The sequence below is a fragment of the Rhodovulum sp. genome (genome assembly GCF_011048875.1).
Taxonomy (GTDB): domain Bacteria; phylum Pseudomonadota; class Alphaproteobacteria; order Rhodobacterales; family Rhodobacteraceae; genus Rhodovulum; species Rhodovulum tesquicola.
Genome location: NZ_DSDD01000259.1, coordinates 1 through 4,625, shown reverse-complemented (window position 1 = coordinate 4,625; position 4,625 = coordinate 1). Strand labels below are relative to the sequence as shown.

Below are 4,625 nucleotides of genomic sequence, written 5' to 3'. Positions count from 1 at the left end.
TCTACCCTCGAGGCCCTGATCGACGAGACCGTGCCCGCCAGCATCCGCCAGGCCGAGCCGCTGGACTTCGGCAAGCCGAAATCCGAACGCGAGATGCTGTGGTTCATGCGCCAGATCGCCAAGAAGAACCGTCCCTTCACCACGCTGATCGGACAGGGCTATTACGGCACGGTCACGCCGCCCGCGATCCAGCGCAACATTCTGGAAAACCCCGCGTGGTACACCGCCTACACGCCCTACCAGCCCGAGATCAGCCAGGGCCGGCTCGAGGCGCTGCTGAACTACCAGACGATGGTTTCGGACCTGACGGGGCTGGAAATCGCCAATGCCTCGCTGCTGGACGAGGCGACGGCCTGCGCGGAAGCCATGACCATGGCGCAGCGCGTGGCGACGTCGAAGGCCGGCGCGATCTTCGTCGATCACCACTGCCACCCGCAGAACATCGCGGTGATCCGCACCCGCGCCGAACCGCTGGGGATCGAGGTGATCGTGGGCGATCCCTTTGCCGATCTCGACCCGGCCCGGGTCTTTGCGGGCATCTTCCAGTATCCCGGCACCTACGGGCATCTGCACGACTTCACCGGCCCCATCGCGGCCCTGCATGACGCGGGCGCGCTGGGCATCGTGGTGGCCGACCCGATGGCGCTGGTGATCCTCAAGGAGCCGGGCGCGATGGGGGCCGATATCGCCGTCGGCTCGACCCAGCGCTTCGGCGTGCCGATGGGGTTCGGCGGCCCGTATGCCGCCTATATGGCCTGTCGCGATGCCTACAAGCGGGCGATGCCGGGCCGGATCGTCGGCGTCTCGGTCGATGCTCACGGGCGCAAGGCCTATCGGCTGGCCCTTCAGACCCGCGAACAGCATATCCGCCGCGAAAAGGCCACCTCGAATGTCTGCACCGCGCAGGCGCTGCTGGCGGTGATCGCGGGGTTCTACGCGGTGTTCCATGGGCCGAAGGGACTGCGAGCCATCGCCCAGCGCATTCACCGCAAGGCGGTGCGCACCGCGCGGGGCCTGGAAGAGGCGGGGTTCAAGGTGGAACCCGCGGACTTCTTCGACACCTTCACGGTCGAGGTCGGCCCGATGCAGGGCGTGATCCTCAAGGCCGCGCAGGCCGAGCGGATCAACCTGCGCAAGGTGGGCGAGACCAAGCTGGGAATTTCGCTGGACGAGACCACCCGCCCCGCCAGCATCGAGGCGCTGTGGCGCGCCTTCGGCATCACCCGCAAGGACGAGGGCGGCGACGGGCAATACCGCTTTCCCGACGCGATGCTGCGCACATCCGACTACCTGACCCACCCGGTCTTCCAGATGAACCGGGCCGAGACGGAAATGATGCGCTACATGCGCAGGCTCGCCGACCGCGACCTGGCGCTGGACCGGGCGATGATCCCGCTCGGGTCCTGCACGATGAAGCTGAACGCCGCGGTCGAGATGATGCCGATCACCTGGCCGGAATTCGCCAACATCCACCCGCTGGCCCCCGCCGAACAGGTGAAGGGCTATGCCGAGATGCTGGCCGATCTGGCCGAGAAGCTGTGCCTCATCACCGGCTATGACGCGATGTCGATGCAGCCCAATTCCGGCGCGCAGGGCGAATATGCGGGGCTGCTGACGATTGCCGCCTATCACCGGGCGAACGGGCAGGGGCACCGCAACGTGTGTCTCATCCCGACCTCGGCGCATGGCACCAACCCCGCCTCGGCCCACATGGCGGGAATGAAGGTGGTGGCGGTCAAGGCGACCGGGACCGGCGATATCGACCTTGCCGATTTCCGCGCCAAGGCCGAGGCCGCGGGCGACAACCTGGCCGCCTGCATGATCACCTATCCCTCGACCCATGGCGTCTTCGAGGAAACCGTGCGCGAGGTCTGCGAGATCACCCACCGCTTCGGCGGGCAGGTCTACCTGGACGGGGCGAACCTGAACGCGCTGGTGGGGCTGGTCAAACCCGGCGAGATCGGGGCGGATGTCAGCCACCTGAACCTGCACAAGACCTTCTGCATCCCCCATGGTGGCGGCGGCCCCGGCATGGGTCCGATCGGGGTCAAGGCGCATCTCGCCCCCCACCTGCCGGGCGACCCGATGACGGGCGGGCAGGGGGCGGTGTCGGGCGCGATACACGGCTCGGCCTCGATCCTGCCGATCAGCTATGCCTATATCCTGCTGATGGGCGGCGCGGGGCTGACCCAAGCCACCAAACTCGCGATCCTGAACGCCAACTACATCGCCAAGCGGCTGGAGGGCGCCTATGACGTGCTCTTCAAGGGGCGGAACGGCCGGGTCGCGCATGAATGCATCATCGACACCCGCCCCTTTGCCGAGAGTGCGGGCGTCACGGTGGACGACATCGCCAAGCGGCTGGTCGATTGTGGCTTTCACGCGCCGACGATGAGCTGGCCGGTCGCGGGCACGCTGATGATCGAGCCCACCGAGAGCGAGACCAAGGCCGAGCTTGACCGCTTCATCACCGCGATGCTGGCGATCCGCGAGGAGATCCGCGCGATCGAGGAGGGCCGCGCCGACCGCGAGAACAACCCGCTGAAGCGCGCCCCCCACACGGTCGAGGATCTGGTGAACGACTGGGACCGGCCCTATACCCGCGAACAGGCCTGTTTCCCGCCTGGCGCCTTCCGGGTCGACAAGTACTGGCCGCCGGTCAACCGGGTGGACAATGTCTATGGCGACCGCCACCTCGTCTGCACCTGCCCGCCGGTTGAGGATCTGGCCGAAGCCGCGGAATAGTCCACGCGGATGGCGGGGCCGCCCGGATGTCCTGTTGGCCCAACCGGACATCCGGGCGCCTTGCCCTTCTCGCTCGGGGGCTTGGCCCGGCGCCGCCGCTCCGCTGCGGTGCCGATCCCGCTGATCGGCCAGCGCCTTCAGCCCGGCCTTGTCATCGTCAAGCACAAGTGCGCGTTCGGCATGGGCCAGCGCGCGCGCCGTCATCCGCTCGGCGGCATGGGCAAGCCCCGCGTCCCCGCCCGTGCGCAGCGTGTTCAGCGCCTTGACCAGACGCCGCATCACCTCGACCATGCCTGCCCCGTCGCGCGCGATGGTGTCGAAGGCATCCCCCACCAGGTCGTCGGCGTTGACCGTCGGGGCGAAAAGATTGGGATAGCGCACTTCGTCGTTGACCGGATCACATTCAGCAAGCAGCCGTTCCAGCCGGGCGATCACGTCGATCGCAGTCCCGGAATCGTTCAGGCCGGGCGACAGCGCGCGCGAGGCGATCTCGGACAGCACCACCAGCGCAAAGCGCGCATCCTGGTCAAAGCTGCGGACAGCGTCGATTTCGAAGGCGGGCTGGAACGCCGCCGGCGGCGCGCTTCCGGCGGGGTGCAGCCAGGCCAGCGGGGCGCCCGCGACAAGAAACTCGCCCGGCGTGGCGGCAAGGTAGAGCTCTGCTCCCGCCTCGGCGGCCCGCGCCGAGAGTCCCGCCATGTCGACGAATTGCACATGGCCGCCCCGCGGGGCCAGGATCGGCTCGGCACCCGCGGGGATCGATGCGGCGTCGGGCAGAGGGCGCGCCCCGAGGCTGGGCGCCGCGCGGTGCTTTCGCAGCGTTGCACGGGCGCGGGTTTCGACCTGGGCGATGGTCTCGTCCATGCTGCCCAGCCGCGACAGGTGATCGATCCATCGCAGGATCGCCAGAACCACAAGCGCCACCACCAGCACCGTGAACAGGAAGACGACGACCGGGGCGGAACCGGCGTGGAACCCCGCCCGGAACAGGATGATCGAGACCAGCGCAAAGACGAAGGCGCCGAGGAAGGTCGCCAGCACCGTCTGCGTCGTGGTGTCCTCAAGCAGCAGGCGGTGCGAGCGCGGTGTGACCTGGCTCGACGCCGCGTGATGGGCCGAGACCATCACCGACAGCGAGAAGGTGGTGACCGCCAGCATCGACGAGGCCAGCGCGTTCAGGATCGGCATCACCGCATCCTCGCCGATCCGGGCGGTCAGCGCGGCGGGCATGATCGGGTCCAGCACCGTCGCGGTCAGCGCGGCCAGGATGCCAAGAAGCGCGATCAGCGCCACCCGGACCCACAGCTTGCGGGACAGCCGGATCAGGTGCCAGAGCCGTTTCGACAGCATCGGAAGTTCCTCGCGACCTCGGACCCCGAGCCTGGCATCTGGGGCGCGCCGGTCCAGCCGTGCGTCTCAGGACCGGCGCGCGGGGTGCAGGTCGGCCTCGGAGAACGCGACGCCGCGCGCGGCCAGCCACGCGGCGAAATGCCGGGTCTTGGCTTCGAGCGAGCAGGTCCCGGTCAGGCAGAACGGATCGGCCGCATAGGCCTCGCGCAGCGCCATCTGCCGCGCCGGATCAAGCGTCGCCCAGGGGGTCAGGTCCTGCGTTTTCGGATCCTCTGTCATGCCCGTTCCGCCTTTTGATGCATCCGCAGTAGAAGTCTGCTCTTGATGCCGGAGGGATTCAAGGTAAAATATTCACAAACAAGAATGTTTTTGGAGGGCGGTTCATGGGCACCGGGCTGAAACTGACTTGTACCGATTGCGGCAGCGTGAACCGCGTGCCGTCCGACAAGCTGGGGGCGGGGCCGAAATGCGGCACCTGCGGGGCGCGGCTGGTGCCCGGCAAGCCGGTCGAGATCGACTTTCGCACGCTT

General features: G+C 68.0%; 1 protein-coding gene and 2 pseudogenes. 2 read left to right on the top strand and 1 reads right to left on the bottom strand.

Annotated elements, in window-relative coordinates:
• Positions 1-2,745: aminomethyl-transferring glycine dehydrogenase (gene gcvP, locus ENN83_RS09155; protein WP_287186144.1), on the top strand; the 2,745-nt coding region annotated here is incomplete at its 5' end.
• 312 nt (positions 2,746-3,057) lie between these two features.
• Here gcvP and ENN83_RS09150 read toward each other — a convergent pair.
• Positions 3,058-4,095 (bottom strand): annotated as a pseudogene (locus tag ENN83_RS09150) (DUF2254 domain-containing protein); the annotation flags it as partial.
• A 383-nt stretch (positions 4,096-4,478) separates the two neighbouring features.
• Here ENN83_RS09150 and ENN83_RS09145 point away from each other — a divergent pair.
• Positions 4,479-4,625 (top strand): annotated as a pseudogene (locus tag ENN83_RS09145) (thiol reductase thioredoxin); the annotation flags it as partial.